Consider the following 21,002-nt stretch of genomic DNA (forward strand, 5'->3'; position numbering starts at 1 on the left):
CGGGAACGATGCTGGGCGCGCCCGAACGAGTCTACAATCCCCGCATGACACAGTTCGTCGTCAATCAAACCCGTCGCGACCCATACAAGAACTTCAAGTTCCGTCTCAAATGGGACGGCGTCAGCGTTGCGGGCTTCAACCAGGTCAGCCTCCCTGCACCCTCCACGCCTGCACCCGAAACCCTCAAATCACCCGGCCGCACCAAATACGAAGCCATCACGCTGGAGCGCGGCGTCACCTACGACACCGGCTTCCAGAACTGGGCGCTCACCCCACCTGCCCCTGGCAACCCCACCCCACCCAACGCCGCAAACCTGCACCGCGACCTCACCCTCGAACTCTTCAACGAAGCCAGCGACGTCGCCACCACCTATACCATCCACGGCTCCTGGGTATCGGAGTACCAGGCCCTCCCCAACCTCAACTCCATCGACAACTCCATCGTCATCCAGCACATCAAGCTCGAAAATGAAGGCTGGACCAAGTAGCCTCACAACCCTCGGCAGACCCTCTCGACAACGTACTCACTGTCAACCCCACAACCTCCCCAACCCCCCGCAACCCCCACAAACCAAACCTCTTACCACCCCGAAACAAAAACACTTTCCCCGTCACCACCTTCTATACTTAACATAGGGAGAGCCTCAGTTCGGCCAGAGCCGGAATTCTCTCCTACTCCCTATTCCCCACTCCCTACTCCCTGCCTCACCACCCTATCCCCTTTGTTTCCCATATCATACCCATAACCATATCCAGAATCAGCCACTTACCCCCGGGATCACCCCGTAAGTCGCTGATTCTGCTGGATAGTTCCGCTACATAGGGAGGGGGGAGGGGTATCCCCGCCACACACCCATCCGTTTGCGCAAAGCAGGGAACCACACACTCACCTCGCACGTATCTCCTCTCGATTCGCAAGTCGAAGGAGACCCTCATGCGCCTGAACACCCTCATCGCCAGCGCCGCCCTGTGCGCAGCTGCCACGCTCCCAATCCACGCTCAGTCCTTCGCTACGCATCCCTGCAACGGCGACGATAACGGCGATCACACCTTCTTCAGCCACTTCATGGGCGGCGAGCAGGCCTGCGAAGTCCGCACCACCACCTTCCCCCTCGTCGGCGGACACCTCAACGTCAAGGACCAGAACGGCAGCATCGACGTCATCGGTGAAGACCGCCAGGACATAGCGCTCGAAGCCCGCGTCGGTGCCCGCGCCGGCAGCGCCTCTGAAGCCGCCTCCATCCTCCACGAGATCACCATCGACACTGGCGGAACGGTCGAGGCGCACGGCCCGCGCAACTACGGCAACCGCAACTGGTCTGTCAGCTACAGGCTCCGCGTCCCGCATCGCCTCGCCGCCGAGTTCCACACCATGAATGGCAGCCTCTCACTGGCCGCGCTCAACGGTGAGATCCGCGGCGAGACCACCAACGGCAGCGTCCACTTCGACAACCTCGCCGGCGACGTCCACCTCTCCACCACCAACGGCAGCATCCAGGCCAGGCTCGACGGCTCCGGCTGGCAGGGACCGGGCCTCACCGCCGGCACCACCAACGGCGCCATCAACGTCTCCGTCCCCGCGCACTACTCCGCGCACCTGGTCGCCAGCACCACCAACGGGGGCACCCACGTCGACGTCCCCGGCGCCGACCCGTCCGGGGTACACCGCCGCTCCATCGACACCAACCTCGGCTCAGGGGGTGCCACCCTCAGCTTCGAAACCACCAACGGCGGCATCTCCATCAACTAGCCGCACCCCTATGCATGATTGCAATTCACCGATGCCCGTTTATGGTGCAGTTTTGCAGAGGGATAGGATCTCCACAAGTCCGGCCCTAACCCTTATCCCCTGAAGACTTTCGATCAAAAAGTCACCGGGGGGAGGGGTGGGGGGTAGAGATCAAATCCAGCCAAACTTTGTCCACCTGAGCCTCCAGCGCGTTGAGCGAGCCATCATTGCGCACGACCAGACACTCAGCCGCATGGCTCTCAGTCCCCTGTAGGGCCAGCCTGCGCCGCGCATCGGCCTCCACCGCCGCCCGCTCCTCCGCGGAGAGTGCACGCCCCCCCGCCACCCTCTCCACAAACCGCGAAATCTTCGCCTCATCCGGCGCAATCACCAGCAGAATCCGGTCAAACCGTTCGCGACGTTCTGCTTCCGTTTGCCCATAAGCCGAGAAGATCAGCGCAGACTCCACAACAACGATCTTGTCAGTCCCAGTAAACATCGCAACCTGCTTCGCCTGCTCCGCAAGCACCCTTGGATGCACAATCGCGTTCAGCTCCACAACACGCGGCGAAGCAGGATCAAACGCTATCGCCGCAAGCTTGCGCCGATCCAACGTTCCATCCGCAGCGACGACCTCGCGGCCGAAGTGCGCCACGATTGACTGGTAGACCGCTTCGCCGGGTTGCATCATCGCCCGCGCAGCCTCATCGGACGAGAGCACGACAGCTCCACGTGCCGCGAGCATCGCTGCAACCGTCGACTTGCCACTGCCGAGATCACCCGTAAGCCCAACGCGCAGCATCGTTGTCTAGCCCTTACGCCGCAGCTTGGCAGCCTTCACCGTGTTGGACATCAGCATGGCAATCGTCAGCGCACCAACGCCACCTGGAACAGGTGTGAACGCCCCCGAGATGGCAAATGCCGCTGGATCGACATCGCCGACGATGGTCGACCCACGCTTCTCGAACCCCTCGCGCCGCTTGGCGTTGCCCGGGAAGAAACGTTCGACCTCGGCCTCTGTAGTAATCCGATTGATGCCGACGTCGATGATGGTCGCGCCCGGACGAACCATCTCGGGCGTGACATACCCAGGTCTGCCGATTGCCGCCACCAGAATGTCAGCCTCGCGTGTGATTGTTGCCAGATCGCGGGTGCGGGAGTGACAGATCGTCACAGTCGCGCTCTCGTTGATGAGCATGGATGCAACCGGTTTGCCCACGATGTTCGATCTCCCAATGACGACCGCGCGCTGACCTGACATCGGAATATTGCTGCGCTTGAGGATCTCGATGATGCCTGCAGGCGTGCAAGGCGCAAGCACCTCGTTCGGCGCAGCGCCACTGAGCAAACGGCCAGCGTTGATGGGATGGAAACCATCGACGTCCTTCTCCGGAAGCACAGCATCGAGCAGCTGGTTCGTGTCTACATGGTCTGGCAGTGGTAGCTGGATCAGGATGCCATCGATGTCGTCCCGCTTGTTGAGAGCATCGACCATCGCCAGCAGCTCTTCGGTGGTCGAACTCGCCGGTGGAGTGAGCATTTCGGAGTAGATGCCCAGTTCACCGCAGGTCTTCACCTTGCTGCGTACATAGATCTGCGAGGCCGGCACCTCGCCGACCAGAATGACTGCCAAGCCTGGTGTATAGCCCTTTGTGCGCGCTGCAGCCACCTCTTGCGCTACTTCAGCTTTGATCTCTGCGGCGATGGCTACGCCGTCCAATACTCGCGGGTTTCCCTCAACATGCATGCTTCCAGCATATCGTGCCGTGAGCTGCTGGTGCGGGTGACGTAGTAAAGCCGATCTGTCGATAAATAATCACAAGGTTTTGATAGGTCGCATCGTTCGTATCCAGATCACAACCATTTACACCTCAGACATCTCTATATTCTTCCGTTTGTGCAGCACAATCTATGCGAAGTGAAGTGAGGACCAACACATGACCGACCCCGAGATGTGAGCTATATAGAGAGGTTCACGCCGAAAGATTTGGCGGAGTTACGCGATCGGCTAGCGGATTCCAGCATTGATTCTTTTCAGGCAGCAGAGATTGTTGCAAGCTTCCTGAGCGGTCGTGGCTATGGGGTATCCAATTCATGAGGTACGACTCGCAATCATGCGGATCGATACTTCCCATTGCACCGTGGAACGGATGCAGGCTGAACTGGAGCGCGTGGCGAGGGTGATGTAGGCTCCGCCGTCCGGCCAACTACTGGGCGAGTTCGCCTTCAGGTTCGTCTGTCGGTGAATCGATCTCAGCCTGAAAGCCTTCGAGCAGGCGCTCGAGGAACGCGTCCTGATCGAGGTCTTTCTTCTGCATCGACTCGGCGAGAACGATGTGTCTGGCCAGATCTGCCAAAACGATTCCCCAGGCAAAGGGGTCTTCCCATGTGCCGGAGCGGAGGCTGACATGCTGCCCCTGTTCAGCTATCCAGACGCGGAGCAACTCGAAGGAGGCGTGGTCGCGTGTTGCAGCTGGAGGGGGATCGAGGAACTTCTGCGCTGACATGGCTCGGTTCTCCTGGTGAAGCTGGCGGCTACCACTATGTTAAGCCTTTAGCGGTCGGCAAGTGCAACTTCGATATCTGAGTTGACGTCGGCGCGGGCGAACTCGGCTGCTACGCGAATACCGTTCATGATGGCGCGCTCGTTGGATGAGCCGTGGCCGACGATGCAGGCGCCGCGCACACCCAGTAGCGGCGCACCACCGTATTCGGAGTAGTCGATGCGCTTCTTGAAGGCATCGAAGGCCTTGCGGCTGAGGAGCGCGCCGACCTGCGAAGTTACTGTCGACTTGAGGCTCTCGCGAAGGGAAGAGGTGACGAGCTTGGCGATGCCTTCGCTCGTCTTGAGCGCAACGTTGCCGATGAAGCCGTCACAGACGACGACGTCGGCGCGGCCGTTGTAGAGGTCGCGCCCTTCGACGTTGCCCATGAAGTTGAGTTTGAGGTCGCGGAGCAGGGGCAGGGTGTCGCGGGTCTGTGAGTTGCCTTTGGTCTCTTCTTCGCCGATGGAGAGCAAACCGACGCGTGGAGCGGGAACGTGCAACACGCTGTGGGCATAACGTTCGCCCATAATCGCGAATTGAACGAGATTTTCGGGGTCGCAGTCGACGTTGGCACCGACGTCGAGGAGTACGCAGGGGCGGCCGGTGGTGGTGGGCAGGACGGCTGCCAATGCGGGCCGGTCGACACCGGAGAGGGAGCCGAGAACCATCTTGGCGGTGGCCATGGCGGCACCGGTATTGCCGGCGGTAACAAAGCCACCGGCACGGCCTTCACGCACCATCCTGAGGCCGACACGCATGGAGGAGTCGCGCTTGGAGCGGACGGCCTGGGCAGCCTTGTCTTCCATGCTGATCCACTCGCTGGCCTGGACGAGGAAGATAGGCAGTTTGCGACCGCCCGAGTGCATACGCAGACCCTCGCGGAGCTTCGGGCGCAACAAATCCTCCGGTCCAACGAGGTGGACACGGACGTCAAGGTGTCGGGCAGCGAGTATGGCGCCGCGGATCTCCGGATCGGGAGCCTTATCGGACCCCATTGCGTCAAGGACGATGTCGATCGGCATCAGCGCTTCGCCATAGCTGGTTGGACTTCGCTAGGAATCTGCAGGGCTCAGGTTGGGCAGTGCTGGAGAGCTACGCGGCGTTCTTGGCGGCTACAGTGGCGCGGCCTTTGTACTCACCGCAGGCCTTGCAGGCGCGGTGGGGCAGCTTCTTCTCGCCACAGTTGGCACAGTTAGAGACGCCTGCTGGCGTGAGGAAGTCGTGGCTGCGGCGCTTTGCGGTGCGCTGCTTGGAGTGGCGCCGTTTCGGATTAGGCATGGTAAAACCCTCGTATCTTACAAAGTGTGGCCGCGAGAAGCGGTGTCATCGCAGGGCCGAATCTTGGTATTGCGTCTGTTTAGGCCTTACCGCCGACGTCGATACCGGCGAGTGCAGCTAACCGGGGATCCATCGGCTTCTCCGCGCACTCGCAGGTAGCGAGGTTGCGATTGATGCCGCAGTGCGGACAGAGACCTTTGCAGTCGGGTTGGCAGAGCATGCGCCCGGGCAGGGTCAACAGTACCTGCTCGCGAACGGCGTCCTCCAGCAACAAACCGCTAGATCCATAATACCCGATTTCGGTCTCATCTTCCGAGATTGCTCGTTCGCCAGCCTCATCATCGACCCCGGAGGGGCGGAAGATCAGGTCCATATCGGTGTCGAGGGGCTGGGTGACGGGGTCCAGGCAGCGGGCGCAGAGCTGCTGGAAGCGGCTGTGGAGGTGGGCGCGGAGGCGGATGTCCTCGACGATCTCCTTCGGGCCGCGGTGTTCGAGGATGAGTTCGGCCTTGCCGACGACCTTGAGGGGCCTGGTCTGGCGGATGTCCGGGGCGTAGTCGATGATGCCTTCGGGGATGGATTCGTCTAGCGGGAGGGGCTCGTCGACGAGTTGCGAAGGTGTGATGAGCATGATTTCACCCTAGGACTTGCAGAGGTACGCGTCAATCAAGGCTGTGGAGAAACGGGAATCCACGCGGTGACACAGACCACCGCGTGGGGCCGGAGCCAAACTACTCCTTGACGGACTTGACGGTGATGGTGTCCTCGGCGAGGGAGCCGTCGAGCACCACGACCTTACCGGCAAAGGCGATGACGGTCTTGGGGTTGGAGATCTTGTAGACCTTGGAGCCGACGATGAGGACCGGCGCTTCGCCACCATTAATGCACTTGCGGGCGCAGGCGGCGTGGTCGGGCATGGAGGCTTTGGCGGGGTCCTTGGCGCACATGGCGTCGGCGATGGTGCCCTTGAAGGTGTGAGTCTCGGCGAGGGCCGAGAGCGGAGCGATGCTGAGGGCGAGGATTGAGAGCGCGGCGAGTCGTTTCACGGGAGCCTCCAAGGATGTGTCGCGGTACGTGACAAGCATACTCTGGTGCGAACCCGGTGTCATTATGCAGAGTTGGGAGCGGTGATCTGATACGCTTCCGGGACGGGAGGCATGAGCGATGGCCGAGGAGCTGGTGATTGAAAAGTATGTAATCCGGCTGCTGGTACGGGGGGTGATGTACCTGGTGCTGCTGGTGATTGCCGCGTATCCGGTGGACTGGGTGGTGTGGCGGGCGCGGGTGGCGGCCGGTGACGGCATGGGGCAGGTGCAGGTGAGCGAGATGACCGCGGCGGAGATGAAGGGCGGCAAGGAGACCTACTACTTCAATGGGACGTCGATGGTGGACTGTAGCGAGAGTCTGTATCCGCAGGCTGGAGCTGGAGCCTGCTGGTGGGTGAAACGGCATCCGATTGTGACGACGAAGTATTAGCCGAGGGATACCCCCTCCCCCTCCCCTATGTAGCGGGGGTATCCAGCAGAATCAGCGACTTACGGGGTGATCCAGGGGGTAAGTGGCTGATTCTGTATATGGTTATGGGTATGATCTGGTAAATAAAGGGGATAGGGCGATGAGGCAGGGAGTAGGGAGTGGGGAATAGGGAGTAGGAGAGAATTCCGGCTCTGGCCGGACTGAGACTCTTCCTATGTTAAGTATAGAAGGTTGGGGTGGAGAATCATTCGCTATTTGGTGATGGCTAGGTGGTTTGTTTTGTCAGGGTTATGGGATTTTGGGCGCGCGTGTGGCTTGACAGGGGTTCGGGCTGGGCAAGCTGGGGGCGAAACCGGGATGTCAGGCGTGCTTCGTGCCCGGCCGGCGATCTTCTTCAGGCTGCGGAGGGCGTCGTTGACCGAGTCGGAGTCGGGGAAGGTGTCCATGAGGTCGGGCGCGATGAGGACGACGTTGGTGCCTTCCTGCGCGGGGTCGTAGTATTTGCTGCTGGCGCAGCTTTTCCAGTTCAAGATCGAAGGTGATGTGTGAGTGGTCGTTGTCGAGATACAGGAAATGGGAGGTAATAGCTAGACGTGATGAAGTGACGGCTTCCTCGGGATTGATATCGCTTCAGACTGCTCGGCATGGGGCATCGTAAACCTTGACCACCCCTCTATCCCACCCATCCGCAAAGAACGCGTATGAATGGGTTGTGGGTAAGCAACTAACCCTATGCCGCTTCGCGATCAAAGTACTTGCGTCCATCTTCGATGAAGGCTCTCAAGCTCGCGAACTGTTTGTCAGAGGCGTTCGTGATGATGCTCTGATCCTTTTTCCGCAACGCTTCGAAGTCTTCGTGAACAATGACGCTTCGAAATGCAATATCTCTCCTTTGAAATTCGAGACATGAAATAGCTGAAAGGCGCGCTTTAGAAGAATCACGCACGCCAAACAGGTACAGTGGTCTCTGTCCAAGTGGAAAAACCCAATCAGCTTCAAGTTCAGGGCGATCCGTCAGCGGAGCGTACTGCGGTTTGGGATCAAACCTAGCCAAATCCTTCGTAATGAACTCTCCCAGTTGCTCATAGAAAAGGTTAGAGATTACCTGCCGCTTCAGATATTGCAGAGAGCTTACTTTCGCTATCACTTGGCTGAGATGAAGCAGGCTTATTCCTAAATCTTCTGGGGAAGAATCGACATAGATTTCGCCGCCTTCAAAGGTGACTTGGTTTTCACTGAGGATTCGCTCAAAAAGTCTCTGCTTATTTGATGTATCAATATCAAACGTATAAGAGAGTTTCATAAGCGTTAAACCTGAATCGGTGATTCGTATTCGATTTGGAGTGTTGGCTCGCGTGTCTAGAAACAAATCGATCATGTCGCCATCTTCATAAAATATGGGAGCGATGATTTGCGAAACACCTGGGAGGCGATCTCGGAAAGAGAGCCGTTGCCCAAGGCTTTGTCTGAGTGCATCTTGTGCGTTCAACTGTTGAACTCCGTCATGTCGAATAGCGTCAGCCGCAAATCGTCCGAGAAGTATCTGGATTGATCATTCGCGTCAACTGCGACAGCGTTTAGGAAATACCGAATAGCTTCCTTAATGCTGGCAAATTCGGTTGTAATTTCAGCGTGACATTCTGCTCTTTGTCCAGCATCTATGGCTTCAGCCGTGGCGATATGGATATGAGGATGATAGTGCGGGTGTAATGGATTTATCGCCCGGTTGAAGTCACCGTGAGGCCCATTGCAACGAATCAGGATCACGCTGTCTGTACCATCGTCCGGTTCGTATTCCAAGCCTACAGAGAAATTTTCTGGAAACCGAACGTGCTGCCGAGCAAATGCTCGAAATCGGACATCGCCGTCTTTTGACACCAACCTGAAATCCTTCCGTCGATGAAGATCCTCTGTACGCCAGTTTTTGGACGGTGGATCAGAAATCTGCTTGGGCAGGTTGAGCAACCGCTGAATCTCCGTGTCGGTCATGTTATAGAAGTTGATCACAGGATAGGACTTTGTCAATATGCAACTTGACACTTGCTACTCTACCGTCACGCTCTTTGCAAGATTCCTCGGCTGGTTGGCGTCGCAGCTTCGGCAGACGGCGATGTGGTGGGCAGGTATTGGAGGAAGATGATTTAGTGGAATTTCGTGGATAGGCGGGGGAAGGGAGTGGGCGCGGCCTTCGTGGCTGGAAGAGCTTTGGAAGTATGGGTGATGTCAGCACCTTCGGGGTTCTTCGACTCCCCCTTCGGCAGGCTCAGGGTACGCTCAGAATGACGAGCTCAGGTAGGCTGCGGTTCGTATGGTGGCGGTGTTGAGAAAGACAATTCAGTCTCTGCGGTTGCGCCTTCGCTCCGGCCTGCGGCAGAGCGGAAGCATGCTGGGCGTAGGGTGGTGATGGCGTGGCTGAAGTCCATTCGACTACGCTCAGGACGTCCTTCCGGGTGACGTCTGGTTTGGGCGCGACGCCCATCGACCTCCGGGGCTAAAACCCTGAAGATCAGGCATAGCACTCAGGGCCTGAAGGCCCCTGCTCCCCCCAAAAAATAGCGGGCGGACGAAACCTGCCCCACTCATGCGCGCTAAGAACGCGCATGAGTGAGGGTACCCAGATGTCAACGGTGGGCCACCCGTCTTTGCGCCGGGTGCCAGGGAGGAGGTCAGGCTGCGATGAGTTTTTCGGCGTCGGCGGCGACACCGGCGAAGCTCTTGGCGAGGGTGCCGTCCGGGTTGAGGAGGATGACCTGCGAGTTGGCGTAGAAGCCGATCTCGATGTCCTCAGTGAACCGGATGGAGTTGGGGATGCCGGCGGCGTTCATCACGGAGGGGAGATCGAGGCCCCAAAAGTGATGGTCCTTGAAGGTGGGGTTGTAGTTGATGGCCGTGCTGCCGGTGAGGTACGCCTCGTAGACGATGCGGATCTGCATGGTGCCGCGGCTGGCGGTGAGCTCGGCCTTGACGGATTCGCCGGGCTGGAGCTCGACGGAGATGCCCTGCGAGCTGCCGAGGGTGACGTTCTGCGACTGCGAACCGCCCTGTCCCCAGGCGTAGCTGTAGGACATGGAGGTGGAACCGCCGCCGCCGCTGCCGAGGAAGCTGATGCCGTAGCTGATGGTCTGGTTGACGTCGATGGTGTTGGTCTGGGACCAGTTGGTCTCGGTGGTGTTGGAGACCTGCTGGGTGACCTCAGCGGTGAACGTGCCGGGGATCTTGCTGGTGTTTTTGAAGGACTGGGTGGCCACGATGGTGGGGTTCGACGAGATGCCGGTGATTGTGGCACTGGCTGGGCGAAGGTTGGTGAGGACCTGTGGCCAGCCGTAGGTCTTGTAGAGGTCGTTCCAGGGGGTGGGGCTGTGCAGATAGGCGTCGTTGGGATTTTTGCCGAAGTACTTGCCGACGGCGTCCTTGAGCTGCTGGTCGCTCAGCTTGAAGGAGTTTCTCTCGTTGTCGGTGATGATGTGCGAGGTGCTGCCGGTGACGGAGACCGATGAGGTGTCCTTGGTAAGACCGGCGACGATGCTGACGGTGAGACCTGCCATTTTAATTCTCCTTAGTCATGAAACTCGACGATTTCGCTAGAGGAGCGATGGGGGAACGGTAAGGGGTGTGCCGTGACACGTCAAAGTACGATTGGCACGGGCGGTCGCGCGGCGAAAGTAACTTTTCATGGAATCCCGTAAACATATGACGTAAATAGATTTACGGCTACCGCTGATTCCCGAAATGGGAACGGGCTGGGAGGCTGCCGAACTCAGGCGAAGAGGCGTATGGCGGCGATGCCGGCGGCCCCAGCTTCGAGGCAGGCGTGGGTGTTGCGCTCGGTGATGCCACCGAGGGCGAGGACTGGGGTGCCTTGCGCGGCGCGGACGGCGGCTTCGAGAGCCTGGAGGCCGATGCCGGGTTGGATGAGCTCGCCTGCGATGCGCTTTTCGAAGATGGGGCCGAAGAGGATGAGGTCGGCGGCGAGGGTATGGGCTCGGTGGACGTCGGCGAGGGTGTGGCAGGAGAGGGAAGTACAGGGAGTGGGGAGTAGGGAGTAGGGAGTAGGAAGGGCGCGATAAAGGGTGCGGATTTGAGCGGGGGTGAGCTCGTTGGGGGATGAGGTGAGGTGGACTCCGTGGGCGGCGGTGGCGAGGGCGACGTCGGCGCGGGTGTTGATGAGGAGCTTTGTGGGCGCGCTGGGGACTGCGGCGATGTCGGCGAGGATGCGGCGGGCGAGGGATGCGAGCTGGCCCGCAGGGAGGTGTTTGGCGCGGAGCTGGATGTAGTCGATGCCGGTTGCGGCGAGGCGCTGTGTCTGGGCGGGAGTGCAGGTGTCGTCGACGATGGCGTAGCGAAGCATTTGGAGGCAGACAGTAGAGAGTAGACAGTAGACAGTAGAGAAAAGCAAAGGCAAAGGCCTCCCGCGGAGGACGCTACGTTAGCCAAGTTTCGCCACGGTGTATGTGGTGATGAGGTTGGAGGTTGCGGGAGTGTGAAGAGATGGGTTTGGAGCCAATGTGAGGGTAGGGGCGATTGACGAAAGAGGGCTATGATAGGTAGCGGTACCTTTTGTCGTTGGACGATTTTGATGGTTTGAATCGATGTGCAGCGTGTCCGCTGAGAAGCGGGCCGATGCAGTGCGGCGAAGGGGAGAGATTCTGGAGATGCAGCTAGAGATTCTATGGCAAATGTTTACGACTTGATCGTGATTGGTTCGGGCCCGGCAGGACAGCGTGCCGCTATTTATGGGGCGAAGCTGGGCAAGAAGGTGGCACTGGTGGAGATGCGCGAGGTGGTGGGCGGCGCGTGCATCAATACTGGAACGATCCCGTCGAAGACGATGCGCGAGGCCGTGCTGCACCTGTCGGGGTACAACTACAAGTCGATCTATGGGATGAACTACCGGGTGAAGGAAAAGATCACGATGGCGGACCTGGCGTTCCGGGTGCAGCACGTGATCAAGACCGAGGTCGATGTGACCGAGGCGCAGCTCTCGCGGAACAACATCGAGATGCTGGTGGGTGTGGCGAGTTTTGAAGATGCGACCCATGTGAAGGTGACCAATACCAAGGGTTCGACGGTGTATGAGGCGGCGAATATTTTGATCGCGACGGGCACGAAGCCCGCGAGCTCGCCGAAGGTGCCGATCAATGGCACGTCGATTGTGAACAGCGACCTGGTGCTGAACCTGCCGACGCTGCCTTCGACAATGATTATTGTGGGCGGCGGCGTGATCGGGGTGGAGTACTGTTGCATGTTCGCGGCGCTGGGTGTGCGGGTGACGCTGATTGAGCGGCGACCGCGGCTGCTGGAGTTCGCGGACCAGGAGATTGTGGAGGCGCTGAGCTATCACCTGCGGGATGCGCGCGTGACGATGCGGCTGAACGAAGAGGTGGAGTCGGTGGAGGAGATCGACGGCAAGGTTGTGGCAAACCTTGAGAGCAAGAAGAAGCTGCAGGGCGATGCGCTGCTGTATGCCGTGGGACGCCAGGGCAATGTGGATGAGCTGAACCTGTCGAATGCGGGCATCGAGGCTGACAATCGCGGGCGCATCCCGGTGGACAAGGACTTTCAGACGAAGACGCCGCATGTGTATGCGGTGGGCGATGTGATCGGGTTCCCGTCGCTGGCGTCGGTGAGCATGGAGCAGGGGCGGATTGCGGCGGCGCGGGCGTTTGGCGATACGAGCATTGTGAGCAACCCAAGCTTCTATCCGTATGGGATTTATACGATCCCGGAGATCAGCTTTATCGGCAAGACCGAGGAGCAGCTGACGGAAGAGGATGTGCCGTACGAGGTGGGTGTGGCCTATTATCGCGAGATTGCTCGTGGGCAGATCCGCGGCGATACGACGGGGCGGCTGAAGATCATCTTCCACCGCGAGACGCATTACCTGCTGGGCGTGCATATTATCGGCGAGGGCGCGAGCGAACTGCTGCATATTGGGCAGGCCGTGATGGCGCTGGGCGGCAAGCTGGAGTACTTCGTGGAGACGGTGTTCAACTATCCGACGCTGGCTGAGTGCTACAAGGTGGCTGCGTTCAATGGGTTGAACCGCGTGGCGAAGCTGGATTGAGCACGGACCACTGGGACGGGAGCCGCGCTGGGCGGGCGATTTTCGTCATGTGGGCGTTGACGACGATGTCTTGAGCAAGCTACTGTCTGAAGTCCTATAGGGGTTGGCGATGGCGAAGAGCCTGAACAAGCCAGCTTTCGTGGGGGACTTGAGAGAGTGAGCGAGATGAGTGCAGCGGTGAGCGAGGCGATGCCAGGCATGGAAGAGACAGTCACGAACGGTACGACAAAGATGGTCGGCGTGGTGATGGCCGAGCGGTTGTATGCAGGGTTGATTGTGGACCACCAGCTGGTGGGCGAGATGAAGAGCCTGCCGCCGGCCAGTGTGAAGCTGGGCGCGGATGAAGACAACTCGATGGTGGAGATGCCGACGGACGAGGTGATCGAAGCGATCTGCCGGCTGGTTGTGGATGTGGCGAAGGGCAGTGAGGCCCAACTGCTCGCGGTGGGCGTTGCGGTGCCGGGCCTGATCAAGAATGGCGTTGTGGAAGAGGCCCCGAACCTGCCGCAGCTGAAGGGCGCGCGCGTCGAGATGAAGTTGATGGAGAAGCTGGCGACGCATGGCATTTCGGCGAAGGTGCATGTGGTGAACGACGCCGATGCGGTGGCTGCGGGACTCGCGAGCAAGCACGACAAGCTCGATCACTTTTTGCGGGTGTGGACGCTGGGGACGGGCATTGGGTTTGGGACGTATCCGTTTACCGAGGGCGTTTGGGAGAATGGGCATACGGTGGTGACGCTGGATGATAAAGAGCGCTACTGCGGCTGCGGTGGGCGCGGTCATTTGGAAGGGATTATGGGGCACCGGTCGATGCGGCTGCGGTTTCTGGATATGGAGCCGGAAGAGGTGTTTGCAGCGGCGAACCGGCATCCTGACCCAGACGCGCGGTGCCTGGACTTCAAGAAGCTGTGGCACAAGGCGCTGGCTGCGGCGACGGCGAGCTCGATCCACTCGCGTGGTGCCGGGCGGTTTTACCTAACCGGCTATAACGTGCGGTTTCTGGATATGAACATGCTGAAGGACTACCTGCACCAGATGGTGAAGATGAGTCCGCTGCAGAGCTACATGCTGGAGGTGGTGGACGATAGCCAGTCGACGCGTGTGCTGGGGGCGGCGGTGGCCGCGGAGCAGGCTGTCGGGCGGTAGTACCGTATAGTGGTACACTGGAGCGCGATGATCGAGAGCTGGCGCGATGCGTGGTTGCGAGAGTTCTTTGTCAACGATACCTACTCGAAGGAACTGCCATCAGAGCTGCGGGATCGCGTCTTTCGGAAGCTGCAGATGATCGACGATGCGACGTGCGATGCCGATTTGCGCGTCCCTCCGAGCAATCGCTTTGAACGCTTGAGCGGTCGGCTGGAGGGCTTCCGCTCGATCCGCGTGAATGAACGCTGGAGGCTGATCTTCAAGTGGGACGGGAGTGATGTTCGAGATATTTATCTCGACGATCACTCGTATCGGTAGAGGGGGAGGACGATATGCTGCTGACGAAGAGGCGACCGGTATCTGTAGGGGAGATTCTGACGGAAGAGTTTCTGGAGCCGCTTGGGCTGACGCAGAGCGAGTTTGCGGTTCGGACGGGGCTGCCGCGCAAGCATGTGAATGAGCTGTGCCGCGACCGGCGCGCGGTTACTGCCGACACGGCGCTGATCCTTGCGAGAGTGTTTGGGAATTCTGCCGATTTTTGGCTGAACACGCAGCGACGAATGGATCTGTGGGAGGCGCTGAATACTCCGAAGCGAGCCGAACGCATAGCCAGAGCGACTCCTCTGAACATGAAGTCCAAGCGGGCGAATGCGGCTTAGCGCTGGCAGGTGGGGCAGTAGATGGTGGTGCGGCCGCCTACGATGATTTTCTTGAGTGGGGTTTTGCAGTCGTGGCAGGGTTGGCCGGCGCGGCTGTAGACCTTGTGTTCGAGCTGGAAGAAGCCGCGGATGCCGTCGGCGTCGACGTAATCGGAGACGGAGGAGCCGCCGAGTTTGATGGCATGGGCGAGGACCTGCTGCAGCGCTGCGTGAAGCTTGTGGAGTTCGGCGTGGGTGAGGCGGCCTGCCTGTCGGCGCGGGCGGATGCCGGCGCGGAAGAGGCTCTCGTCGGCGTAGATATTGCCGACGCCGTGCAGGATGGATTGGTTGAGGAGCGCGGCCTTGATGGCGAGCTTGCGGCCTTTGAAGAGGACGGCGAAGTCGCCGGGTGAGATGGTGGTGGGTTCGGCGCCGGGGCCGAGGTAGGGCTCGTGCATGATAGAGAGGCGGCCGAAGCGGCGGGGATCGACGAAGCGGAGCTCGCGGGTGTCGGCGAGTGAGAGCACGAGGTGGGTGTGGGGCGGGAGCGGGACCTCGGGTTGAGAGACGAGCAGGCGGCCGGTCATGCCGAGGTGGATGAGGAGCTGCGTGGGTTGCGGGGCTTGCTCCTTCTTTGGGCGGACGATGTTGGCGACGATGGTTTTGCCGACGCGGCGGACGCGGTCGATGCGGCCGTTGGTGAGGGCATCGACGATCTCGGACTCGGGGGATTTGAAGGTCTGGGGTTTGCCGCTGGTCCAGACGCGGAGGATACGCTGGCCGCGGATGCGGGCGTCGACTCCGTTGGCGACGGTTTCTACTTCGGGGAGCTCGGGCACAGATTAAGGGTACTGCAGGTCTCTGCTCTTCTGCGTTGGTGCGGAACGTTCCGGGGCTGAAGCCCCTTTTCTTTGGGGCGTCGGTTTCAGGGGCCTGAAGGCCCCTGCTCCCTCCGAGGTATGCTCGCGCCTGCGCGCATCGCTGCGGTAGATGCAGTCTCTGCACCCCAGCGAGCAGAGAACGCTCGCCGGGGTCCCACTTCTCCGCTGCGCATCGCAAAGGCGCGATGCTTCGGTCGAGATGACACATCTGTGGTGGTGTCGTCGAGATGACAATGTGGTGGGGTATGTCGTTGCGTAGGGGGTTAGGTTGTGGGCGAGTCGGCAAATTGTTTGTTGACGGTAAGATGGGTGCAAGTGCGGTGGGGCTGAGCGGAGCGTGGATGTGAGCAGTGAGGCGAAGATCGCGCCGGTGAGCCGTGATCGGTCGGCAGTGAAACGGCGGCTGGCGGCTGGGTTCAGCGTGAATGTCTTCAGTCGTGGTGTGTCCACGCTAGTGCAGCTGGTAAGCGTGCCGATCTTTCTGAAGCACTGGGGAGCGGACCTGTATGGCGAGTGGCTGCTGCTGAACTCGGTGCCGAGCAGTTTGGCACTGAGTGATATCGGGTTTGGGTCGACTGCCAGCAATGAGATGACCATGCTGATGGCGGTGGGCAAGCAGGCCGAGGCGCTGGAGGTGTTCCAGAGCGTGCTAGCCCTGACGACGGCGATCAGCGCGACGATTGGCGCGGCATTCCTGGCTCTGGTGTGGTATCTGCCGTGGGACCGTTGGCTGCACACCTACAGCATCTCCAAGCACGACACGCGGATGGTGATTCTGCTGCTGGTGCTGAGCACGCTGCTGACGATGCAGGAGCAGCTGTTTCAAGGGGCGTTCCGATGCGTGTCGAAGTATGTGCTGGGCACGTTTTTGAAGAGCCTGGTACTGCTGGCGAGCTTCATTGCAGTGAGCGGTGTGGTGCTGTTTGGCGGCGATGTGCTGCAGACGGCGTGGGCGTACTTCTGGGTGAATGCGGTGGGGACGCTGTTTCTGTGGATGGCGCTGCGGCGCGAGGTGCCGTGGATACGGTTTGGGTTTGAGCATGCGAGGATGGAGTCGCTGAAGCGGCTGTGGATGCCGTCGGTGTCGTTTCTGGCGCTGCCGCTGGGGAACATCGTGAACCTGCAGGGGATGCTGCTGGTGGTGGGGCATGTGCTGGGGCCGGCGGCGGTGGCGATCTTTTCGACGGCGCGGACGGTAAGCCGCGTGGCGGTGCAGTTCATGAACATCATCAGCAATACGATCTGGCCGGAGCTTTCGACGGCGGTGGGGGCGGATGACTGGCAGCTGGCGCGGGCGATCCACCGGCGCGCGTGCCAGATTTCTATCGGCATCGGATTGGCGATTGTGCTGGCGATGGCAGCGGTGGGGCCGTGGATATGGCGGCGGTGGACGCTGCATGCGTTCCCGACAGATACCGTGCTGCTGGACCTGATGCTGCTGCTGGTGATCTTCTCGTCGCTGTGGATGACGAGCCTGACGGCGCTGGTGGCGACCAACCAGCACCAGCGGATTACGCCGGTGTACCTTTCCGCCACGTTTGGGGCGCTGGGACTGGCGTGGGTGCTGGCGCATCCGTTTGGACTGCGCGGTGCGGCGGTGGCGCTGATCGGCGGGGAGATCGTGATCGCGTCGACGGTGCTGCGGACGAGCCTGAAGTTTCTGGGCGATACGTTTGGCGGCTTTGCGCGGAGCATGTTTCAGGTGCCGAGGTTGCGGGGTGGGCCGCGAGAGGCTACGGTGGTGGAGTAGACAGCCAATTTTTATATTTCCGAGGATCTTTTCGATCAGCTCTTGCGCGATTCAGCTTTGCAACGTAAAGCTTGCTTGAGTGTCTGGAGGATGGGCGATGAATCGGTCGGTTGGGTTGTTTCTGAAGCTGGTGACACTGGGTGGGCTGAAGCTGGTGATTCTTGCGACGCGGCGTGTGGACTGGTATGCGGTAAGCGGGGAGTCTCCGAAGCCGGGGAGCGATGCGGTACCGCCGGTGAGCGGAGGGAGCGGGTATACGTCGCTTCTGCGGTAGGCCGCACGACCTCGGAGTAACTTAGGATGGAGGCATGAGCGATGCGGCGGTTTCAAAGGGTGTGGTGACGTTTGCGGCGAAGCAGATGCGGAAGACAGAGCGGGACATTCTGCGGTGCGTCGATCAGCTGAGCGAGGAGCAGGTTTGGGCGCGTGGTGGGGAGTGGGAGAACTCGGTTGGGAATCTGCTGCTGCATCTTGAGGGGAACATGAGGCAGTGGATTCTGCACGGGATTGGCGGGAAGCCGGATGTGCGGGAGCGCGATGCCGAGTTTGCTCTGGCCGTGACGGTGAGTGCTGCGGAGGCGCGAGCGAAGTTTTCGACGACGGTCGAGGAGTCGTGCAAGGTGATTGAGGCGGTGGCACCGGAGCGGCTGCTGGAGGTGATCGATCCGCAGCCGGGTGGGACGTGGCGGCATCCGACGGTGCTGGAGGCGATCCTGCTGGTGGAGGGGCACGTGCGGCAGCATATGGGACAGATCGTGGTGCTGGCCAAGCAGATGCTGGCGAAGGACCTGGATTTGAGCATGCCGAGGAAGCGGTAAGGCACGCTAAGGGGACGGTATAATTGATTAAGGGCGCGAGCTTTTGAGGCTGCGCGCACTTCCCCCCGAGCTACATCCCCCGGAGCCAATTCTTCGTGAGCCAGTCTTCCAGCGTTTCTGCCAAAGCCAAGCGTCCGTCTGCCGTCATCCTTGGAGCCCAGTGGGGCGATGAAGGGAAGGGCAAGATCGTCGATGTCCTGAGTGAGAAGTTTGATATTGTTGCGCGGTATGCGGGTGGGCATAACGCCGGGCATACGGTGATCATCCACGGCAAGAAGATCGTGCTGCAGCTGATTCCGTGCGGCGTTCTGCGCCCGGAGTGCAAGGGCGTGATCGGCAATGGTGTTGTTTTCGATCCGCAGGCGTTTTTGAACGAGGTGAAGAAGCTGAAGGAGGCCGGGTTGCCGGCGTATGATCCGGCGGCGAAGCAGCTTTTTGTGTCGAACCGGGCGCAGGTGATTCTGCCGTATCACCGGATGATCGAGCTGGCGGCGGAGACGGCTCCGGGGCGGCAGACGATTGGGACCACGCGGCGTGGCATTGGGCCAGCGTATGAGGACAAGATCCATCGCAACGGGCTGCGGGTGGTGGACCTGCTGAACACTTCACTGCTGAGGACGCACATCAACAATGCGTGCCATGAGAAGAACACAATCGCTCATGCGCTGTTTGGGACGGAGCCGCTGGACCCGAAGCAGATGTATGAGGAGTACGCACGGCTGGCCGACCAGATCGCTCCTTTTGTGGCGGACACGGCGGTGCTACTGAACGATGCGATCCGGGATGGAAAAAACGTGATGTTTGAGGGCGCGCAAGGGGCGCTGCTGGACATCGACCATGGGACGTATCCGTTTGTGACGAGCTCGTCGTCGACGGCGGGCGGCGCGGTGACGGGTACAGGCGTGGGGCCGACGAAGATTGGCACCGTGATTGGCGTGACAAAGGCCTATGTGACGCGTGTGGGCGAAGGGCCCTTCCCGACGCAGGACGATGGCGTTATGGGTGAATTGCTGGCCCGGCGCGGCAACGAGTTTGGCGCGGTGACTGGGCGTCCGCGGCGTTGTGGTTGGCTGGATCTGCCGCTGCTGCGCTATTCGAACATGATCAATTCGACCGAGTGGCTGGTTGTGACCAAGATGGATGTGATGGACGAGTGCCCGGAGATTCCGGTGTGCACGGGGTACAAGATAGACGGCAAGGTGACGGACGTGATTCCGGCGGACATCGTCGGGTTCAAGAAGATTGAGCCGGTGTATACGACGATGAAGGGTTGGATGGCGCCGACTGAAGGGATTACAGAGTACGATAAGCTGCCGAAGCTGGCGCAGGAGTACCTGGAGTTCGTGGAGCGCGAGAGCGGGGCGAAGATCGGTATGATCTCGACCGGACCGGACCGGGTGCAGACGATGACGCAGCTGGCGTTTGCCGAGATGCTGGGTTAGTACAGGAAATAGGGAATAGGGAATAGGGAGTAGAGTGATTGGCTCTGCTCCCTTTTCTGGTGCTAGGAGGATGGCGATGGTTAGTTTTACGGTGCGGATGACGTTTCGGGCAGAGGACCGCGCGGAGATTGCGGAGGCCCTGCGGGTGCTGGCGGTGGAGTCGCGGAAGGAGCCGGGGTGCGTGAGTTATGTTCCGCATACGGTGGAGAGCAGCCCGGATACGGTGCTGATCTATGAGCAGTACATGGATGAGGCCGCGGTAGAGCACCATCGGGGGACGGCGCACTTTGCGAAGTATGCCATCGGCGGGTTGTACCAGAAGATGCTGGAGCGGCAGGTTGAGGTGCTGGTCGCACTTGCGTAACGTTGACGGCATCCAAAGATTTACGGAAGTATCGTAGACTGCGATTGCATGGGCGGGTAAGAGCCGTCTAACGAAGCGTGGAGGCTGGCATGGGGGCAGGTGCGCAGCAGGGCGGCGGAGTGTGGCGGACGGCGGTCTTTGACGCGCCGCGGCGTTGCAGCTTACTATCCGGTACACCCATGATTCGACCCGTCCGAGTACGAACGGCCTGCCTGATGGCGATGGCGGTGATAGCCGTGTTAGGGGTTCGTGGCACGGTGCGGGCGGAAGGTCAGGCCGGCTCGACAGCGCATGAGCACAAACGGACGCTGCACCCGAAGCGGGCCGAGCGCGAAGAGGTGGAGGCGCTGGAGCACCAGTGGGAGAAGGCGATGCTGGCCGGCGATGTGGCGACGATGGACCGGCTGCTCTCGGACGACTACCTGGGCGTGACCATCACGGGCGATCTGCTGACCAAGAACCAGCAGCTGGACCGGATGCGCGACCGGCAGCTGATGATGACCAAGCTGCAGACGACGGAGTCGCGGATTAAGCTGATTGGGCATATTGCGATTGTGACGTCGCTGGCGCAGATCTCCGGGCAGATGGACGGCAAGGCGGTGGATGGGAGCTTCCGGTATACGCGGGTGTATCAGCGGCTGTCGAACGGGAGCTGGCGGATTACGAGCTTTGAGGCGACGCGGGTGCAGCCTGGGTATCGGCTGGGACAGCACCCTGATAGCGAGACCGGGCAAGAGTAGCGGTCCCTCCCCCGGTTTGGGGCTATGATCCGCAGCGGATTGGGGTTAGCGGTGGTACTGTCTACTGGGGGGTGGGCTGTCTGGGTGGTTTTGGTTGTCAAGGTGATCCTATTAAAGGCCTGAGCCGTTG

Annotated in this window: 26 protein-coding genes; 13 read left to right on the forward strand and 13 right to left on the reverse strand. The window is 60.3% G+C overall.

Features of this window, described 5'->3' with window-relative positions; genetic code table 11:
• Positions 1 to 44 precede the first annotated feature (44 nt).
• On the forward strand, positions 45 to 488 hold the full coding sequence (locus GOB94_RS12020; protein WP_182276142.1) for a phage tail protein: 444 nt from the start codon (positions 45 to 47) through the stop codon (positions 486 to 488).
• Between the two features lie 446 nt (positions 489 to 934).
• Positions 935 to 1,750, forward strand: coding sequence for a DUF4097 family beta strand repeat-containing protein (locus GOB94_RS12025; RefSeq protein WP_182276143.1), 816 nt, complete (start codon positions 935 to 937; stop codon positions 1,748 to 1,750).
• A gap of 121 nt (positions 1,751 to 1,871) precedes the next feature.
• Here GOB94_RS12025 and coaE read toward each other — a convergent pair whose 3' ends face one another.
• From coaE to GOB94_RS12060, 7 genes are all read right to left on the reverse strand, one after another.
• On the reverse strand, positions 1,872 to 2,531 hold the full coding sequence (coaE, locus tag GOB94_RS12030; protein WP_182276144.1) for a dephospho-CoA kinase: 660 nt from the start codon (positions 2,529 to 2,531) through the stop codon (positions 1,872 to 1,874).
• A 6-nt stretch (positions 2,532 to 2,537) separates the two neighbouring features.
• Positions 2,538 to 3,476: a bifunctional 5,10-methylenetetrahydrofolate dehydrogenase/5,10-methenyltetrahydrofolate cyclohydrolase gene (locus GOB94_RS12035; RefSeq protein WP_182276145.1), complete on the reverse strand. Its 939-nt coding sequence runs from the start codon at positions 3,474 to 3,476 to the stop codon at positions 2,538 to 2,540.
• 460 nt (positions 3,477 to 3,936) lie between these two features.
• Positions 3,937 to 4,236 (reverse strand): DUF5076 domain-containing protein, encoded by a 300-nt coding sequence (locus GOB94_RS12040; RefSeq protein WP_182276146.1) that lies wholly within the window; start codon positions 4,234 to 4,236, stop codon positions 3,937 to 3,939.
• A 47-nt stretch (positions 4,237 to 4,283) separates the two neighbouring features.
• Positions 4,284 to 5,297 carry a phosphate acyltransferase PlsX gene (gene plsX, locus GOB94_RS12045; protein ID WP_182276147.1) on the reverse strand — a complete coding sequence of 338 codons (1,014 nt, stop codon included), beginning with the start codon at positions 5,295 to 5,297 and terminating at the stop codon, positions 4,284 to 4,286.
• 70 nt (positions 5,298 to 5,367) lie between these two features.
• The gene (gene rpmF, locus GOB94_RS12050) at positions 5,368 to 5,553 is read right to left on the reverse strand and encodes a 50S ribosomal protein L32 (RefSeq protein ID WP_182276148.1); all 186 of its coding nucleotides are present in this window, start codon (positions 5,551 to 5,553) and stop codon (positions 5,368 to 5,370) included.
• 79 nt (positions 5,554 to 5,632) lie between these two features.
• Positions 5,633 to 6,184, reverse strand: a complete 552-nt coding sequence (locus GOB94_RS12055) for a DUF177 domain-containing protein (RefSeq protein WP_182276149.1) — start codon at positions 6,182 to 6,184, stop codon at positions 5,633 to 5,635.
• A gap of 100 nt (positions 6,185 to 6,284) precedes the next feature.
• Positions 6,285 to 6,599, reverse strand: a complete 315-nt coding sequence (locus GOB94_RS12060) for a hypothetical protein (RefSeq protein ID WP_182276150.1) — start codon at positions 6,597 to 6,599, stop codon at positions 6,285 to 6,287.
• Between the two features lie 118 nt (positions 6,600 to 6,717).
• Here GOB94_RS12060 and GOB94_RS12065 point away from each other — a divergent pair, with 118 nt between their 5' ends.
• Positions 6,718 to 7,029, forward strand: coding sequence for a hypothetical protein (locus GOB94_RS12065; RefSeq protein WP_182276151.1), 312 nt, complete (start codon positions 6,718 to 6,720; stop codon positions 7,027 to 7,029).
• Positions 7,030 to 7,280: 251 nt separating this feature from the next.
• Here GOB94_RS12065 and GOB94_RS12070 read toward each other — a convergent pair whose 3' ends face one another.
• From GOB94_RS12070 to GOB94_RS12090, 5 genes are all read right to left on the reverse strand, one after another.
• Positions 7,281 to 7,559, reverse strand: a complete 279-nt coding sequence (locus GOB94_RS12070; RefSeq protein ID WP_182276152.1) for a hypothetical protein — start codon at positions 7,557 to 7,559, stop codon at positions 7,281 to 7,283.
• A gap of 200 nt (positions 7,560 to 7,759) precedes the next feature.
• Positions 7,760 to 8,518 (reverse strand): DUF1828 domain-containing protein, encoded by a 759-nt coding sequence (locus tag GOB94_RS12075; RefSeq protein WP_182276153.1) that lies wholly within the window; start codon positions 8,516 to 8,518, stop codon positions 7,760 to 7,762.
• Positions 8,515 to 9,036: a hypothetical protein gene (locus GOB94_RS12080; RefSeq protein WP_220464921.1), complete on the reverse strand. Its 522-nt coding sequence runs from the start codon at positions 9,034 to 9,036 to the stop codon at positions 8,515 to 8,517. Before GOB94_RS12080 ends, GOB94_RS12075 begins: the two co-directional genes overlap by 4 nt.
• Before the next feature lie 659 nt (positions 9,037 to 9,695).
• Positions 9,696 to 10,574 (reverse strand): follicular epithelium yolk protein subunit, encoded by an 879-nt coding sequence (locus GOB94_RS12085; RefSeq protein WP_182276155.1) that lies wholly within the window; start codon positions 10,572 to 10,574, stop codon positions 9,696 to 9,698.
• A gap of 212 nt (positions 10,575 to 10,786) precedes the next feature.
• Positions 10,787 to 11,377, reverse strand: coding sequence for a thiamine phosphate synthase (locus GOB94_RS12090; RefSeq protein WP_182276156.1), 591 nt, complete (start codon positions 11,375 to 11,377; stop codon positions 10,787 to 10,789).
• 321 nt (positions 11,378 to 11,698) lie between these two features.
• Between GOB94_RS12090 and sthA the strand changes: the two genes are divergently transcribed.
• The 4 genes from sthA to GOB94_RS12110 all read left to right on the forward strand — a co-directional run bounded on the left by sthA (position 11,699) and on the right by GOB94_RS12110 (position 14,898).
• Positions 11,699 to 13,093, forward strand: coding sequence for a Si-specific NAD(P)(+) transhydrogenase (gene sthA, locus GOB94_RS12095; RefSeq protein WP_182276157.1), 1,395 nt, complete (start codon positions 11,699 to 11,701; stop codon positions 13,091 to 13,093).
• 165 nt (positions 13,094 to 13,258) lie between these two features.
• Positions 13,259 to 14,239, forward strand: coding sequence for an ROK family protein (locus GOB94_RS12100; RefSeq protein ID WP_346265621.1), 981 nt, complete (start codon positions 13,259 to 13,261; stop codon positions 14,237 to 14,239).
• A 27-nt stretch (positions 14,240 to 14,266) separates the two neighbouring features.
• Positions 14,267 to 14,557, forward strand: a complete 291-nt coding sequence (locus GOB94_RS12105) for a type II toxin-antitoxin system RelE/ParE family toxin (RefSeq protein ID WP_182276158.1) — start codon at positions 14,267 to 14,269, stop codon at positions 14,555 to 14,557.
• A 14-nt stretch (positions 14,558 to 14,571) separates the two neighbouring features.
• A complete protein-coding gene (locus tag GOB94_RS12110; RefSeq protein WP_182276159.1) occupies positions 14,572 to 14,898 on the forward strand; it encodes a HigA family addiction module antitoxin in 327 nt (108 codons plus the stop codon).
• On the opposite strand, the gene mutM is transcribed toward GOB94_RS12110, so the two are convergent.
• The gene (gene mutM, locus GOB94_RS12115) at positions 14,895 to 15,716 is read right to left on the reverse strand and encodes a bifunctional DNA-formamidopyrimidine glycosylase/DNA-(apurinic or apyrimidinic site) lyase (protein WP_182276160.1); all 822 of its coding nucleotides are present in this window, start codon (positions 15,714 to 15,716) and stop codon (positions 14,895 to 14,897) included. The two genes, GOB94_RS12110 and mutM, sit on opposite strands and share 4 nt — an antisense overlap.
• 379 nt (positions 15,717 to 16,095) lie before the next feature.
• On the opposite strand from mutM, the gene GOB94_RS12120 reads away from it, so the two are divergent.
• The 6 genes from GOB94_RS12120 (at position 16,096) to GOB94_RS12145 (ending at position 20,872) form a co-directional block, all read left to right on the forward strand.
• On the forward strand, positions 16,096 to 17,508 hold the full coding sequence (locus GOB94_RS12120) for a lipopolysaccharide biosynthesis protein (RefSeq protein WP_182276161.1): 1,413 nt from the start codon (positions 16,096 to 16,098) through the stop codon (positions 17,506 to 17,508).
• A gap of 97 nt (positions 17,509 to 17,605) precedes the next feature.
• On the forward strand, positions 17,606 to 17,782 hold the full coding sequence (locus tag GOB94_RS12125) for a hypothetical protein (RefSeq protein WP_182276162.1): 177 nt from the start codon (positions 17,606 to 17,608) through the stop codon (positions 17,780 to 17,782).
• 34 nt (positions 17,783 to 17,816) lie between these two features.
• Complete coding sequence (locus GOB94_RS12130; protein ID WP_182276163.1) at positions 17,817 to 18,326, forward strand: DUF1572 family protein; 510 nt, start codon at positions 17,817 to 17,819, stop codon at positions 18,324 to 18,326.
• 95 nt (positions 18,327 to 18,421) lie between these two features.
• The gene (locus tag GOB94_RS12135) at positions 18,422 to 19,768 is read left to right on the forward strand and encodes an adenylosuccinate synthase (protein WP_182276164.1); all 1,347 of its coding nucleotides are present in this window, start codon (positions 18,422 to 18,424) and stop codon (positions 19,766 to 19,768) included.
• Between the two features lie 70 nt (positions 19,769 to 19,838).
• Positions 19,839 to 20,132, forward strand: coding sequence for a putative quinol monooxygenase (locus GOB94_RS12140; protein ID WP_346265622.1), 294 nt, complete (start codon positions 19,839 to 19,841; stop codon positions 20,130 to 20,132).
• A 179-nt stretch (positions 20,133 to 20,311) separates the two neighbouring features.
• Positions 20,312 to 20,872: a nuclear transport factor 2 family protein gene (locus GOB94_RS12145; RefSeq protein WP_255483908.1), complete on the forward strand. Its 561-nt coding sequence runs from the start codon at positions 20,312 to 20,314 to the stop codon at positions 20,870 to 20,872.
• Positions 20,873 to 21,002: the final 130 nt, after the last annotated feature.

It is taken from the genome of Granulicella sp. 5B5 (assembly GCF_014083945.1).
In the GTDB taxonomy this organism is placed as follows: Bacteria; Acidobacteriota; Terriglobia; order Terriglobales; family Acidobacteriaceae; genus Granulicella.

Coding starts and splice junctions, on each gene's coding strand:
- GOB94_RS12130 (WP_182276163.1), top strand. CDS start 17,817: ATGAGCGATGCGGCGGTTTCAAAGGGTGTGGTGACGTTTGCGGCGAAG.
- GOB94_RS12040 (WP_182276146.1), bottom strand. CDS start 4,236: ATGTCAGCGCAGAAGTTCCTCGATCCCCCTCCAGCTGCAACACGCGAC.
- GOB94_RS12110 (WP_182276159.1), top strand. CDS start 14,572: ATGCTGCTGACGAAGAGGCGACCGGTATCTGTAGGGGAGATTCTGACG.
- GOB94_RS12055 (WP_182276149.1), bottom strand. CDS start 6,184: ATGCTCATCACACCTTCGCAACTCGTCGACGAGCCCCTCCCGCTAGAC.
- plsX (WP_182276147.1), bottom strand. CDS start 5,297: ATGCCGATCGACATCGTCCTTGACGCAATGGGGTCCGATAAGGCTCCC.
- GOB94_RS12035 (WP_182276145.1), bottom strand. CDS start 3,476: ATGCATGTTGAGGGAAACCCGCGAGTATTGGACGGCGTAGCCATCGCC.
- GOB94_RS12125 (WP_182276162.1), top strand. CDS start 17,606: ATGAATCGGTCGGTTGGGTTGTTTCTGAAGCTGGTGACACTGGGTGGG.
- GOB94_RS12085 (WP_182276155.1), bottom strand. CDS start 10,574: ATGGCAGGTCTCACCGTCAGCATCGTCGCCGGTCTTACCAAGGACACC.
- GOB94_RS12025 (WP_182276143.1), top strand. CDS start 935: ATGCGCCTGAACACCCTCATCGCCAGCGCCGCCCTGTGCGCAGCTGCC.
- GOB94_RS12145 (WP_255483908.1), top strand. CDS start 20,312: ATGATTCGACCCGTCCGAGTACGAACGGCCTGCCTGATGGCGATGGCG.
- coaE (WP_182276144.1), bottom strand. CDS start 2,531: ATGCTGCGCGTTGGGCTTACGGGTGATCTCGGCAGTGGCAAGTCGACG.
- GOB94_RS12020 (WP_182276142.1), top strand. CDS start 45: ATGACACAGTTCGTCGTCAATCAAACCCGTCGCGACCCATACAAGAAC.
- rpmF (WP_182276148.1), bottom strand. CDS start 5,553: ATGCCTAATCCGAAACGGCGCCACTCCAAGCAGCGCACCGCAAAGCGC.
- GOB94_RS12140 (WP_346265622.1), top strand. CDS start 19,839: ATGGCGATGGTTAGTTTTACGGTGCGGATGACGTTTCGGGCAGAGGAC.
- GOB94_RS12100 (WP_346265621.1), top strand. CDS start 13,259: ATGAGTGCAGCGGTGAGCGAGGCGATGCCAGGCATGGAAGAGACAGTC.
- sthA (WP_182276157.1), top strand. CDS start 11,699: ATGGCAAATGTTTACGACTTGATCGTGATTGGTTCGGGCCCGGCAGGA.
- GOB94_RS12065 (WP_182276151.1), top strand. CDS start 6,718: ATGGCCGAGGAGCTGGTGATTGAAAAGTATGTAATCCGGCTGCTGGTA.
- GOB94_RS12090 (WP_182276156.1), bottom strand. CDS start 11,377: ATGCTTCGCTACGCCATCGTCGACGACACCTGCACTCCCGCCCAGACA.
- GOB94_RS12105 (WP_182276158.1), top strand. CDS start 14,267: ATGATCGAGAGCTGGCGCGATGCGTGGTTGCGAGAGTTCTTTGTCAAC.